A 1,399-nucleotide genomic window follows, 5' to 3' on the forward strand; every position below is an offset into this window, starting at 1 on the left:
CAGTTTTGTTGGGAAAAGCGCTTGCTGGTTACTTCCCCTGCTTAATATTTATAATTATGTTGTCCAAGGGCGGTGTAATCAGGTAGACCGGTTTGTCACCAATATTTATGATTTTTTCAGTGGCGGTAACAATAAGATATTGCAAGTATCCGGCTCTTCGAAGCCCCTCCCTAGATTAATGACGAAAGAAGCGTTGTCTGCTGACGTGTTCTTGGCACCGCTGCCAACTGAGGCGGTTGGCATATTGACTCAAATTAATTCTGATATGAACGGGAAATCATTGACGGTACCGGCCAGTGCGCTGGCCTGTAAAGTTTCAATGAAAGATGAAGTGCTGCCTCATCTACGTTTTCGCCGCCAGCTTATTCCCCCTTGTATTGATTGGACATTGAGTATTTTGACTGACTTTACCATGCTCTTTGGTGGCAGTCTTGACAGTTGGAACGCCGAAAATTTTGGTCGGGTTATTGAGCGGATTATCAGCGTAGGCGATACCGGCTATGCGGCATCAGACACAGTGACCGATGCGCGGTTTATTGAAAGTGTCCAGCTCTATGTCGCTAATAATATTGATAATGCGATAATGTTAAAAACAGCATTTGATTTTTCACAGCTCAGCTATGCCGATTATTTATATCGTAATGTTCTGGATTCTAACGCCGAAATACCACAAGTAGCACAGATACTACCTCAAGGACGCTATGAGTTGGCACTGCAAAATTTCCAGTTTGTCGAAACCATCCCCAGAAGACGGGAAAACAATCAATGGCTAGAACAGCCTGAAATGCATTTTGATATTGAAATCATTAGCGGCGTTACCGAAAACTCGCTGGCTGCCAGGGACAATATCCTCCCGTATATCGAAGAATGGGAACGAGTTTACAGTCGGGCCTGGCACACCTTGAAAACCGAGACGGATATTGAAAGTATTGACAATCCCAATGTGTATAAAGGGATGGATGCGGTTATTTCCGCCTCGAGTCTGGTGAGTGGCGTGGTGCAGAGTTGGCTAAGAACGGCCCGCGATGATTATATCTATGTGATTGTTCGTTTATCAGGGGTGGTCATTAGCATCACGCTGGCAGTGGATATTAATGAGTTTGATGTTGGTGTTGCCGGTTCATTGACTGACCCAGCTTACGTGCTTTATCCAATGGCTGAAGGCACTATCAGAGGCGCAGGTACCGCGGCTATCAGAGCATTAGCCGACTATTTGGCCAAAAAAGGGAAACGCGCACTGGTATCGGATGTGATCAGCCAACCTTCAGCCATTGTGAAAAAAAAGGTAGGCTTTCAATTTATCAATGAACTTTGATATTAATAACGTTTTGCCTACAAAACACTGCGAGTATGGCAAACGGTTTTTTATGCAAAGTGTGAGTTGTGCGTAAAAATGAGT

At 44.5% G+C, this 1,399-nt stretch carries 1 protein-coding gene; it reads left to right on the forward strand.

Translation table 11 applies throughout. The annotated features are described in order from the left end of the window. Nucleotides 1-1,315 (forward strand): exotoxin A binding domain-containing protein (locus tag V1952_RS21820; protein WP_420075544.1); only part of this gene is annotated, 1,315 nt, incomplete at its 5' end. Nucleotides 1,316-1,399 lie beyond the last annotated feature (84 nt).

The organism is Yersinia sp. 2542 StPb PI (genome assembly GCF_048593855.1).
In the GTDB taxonomy this organism is placed as follows: Bacteria; Pseudomonadota; Gammaproteobacteria; order Enterobacterales; family Enterobacteriaceae; genus Yersinia; species Yersinia enterocolitica_E.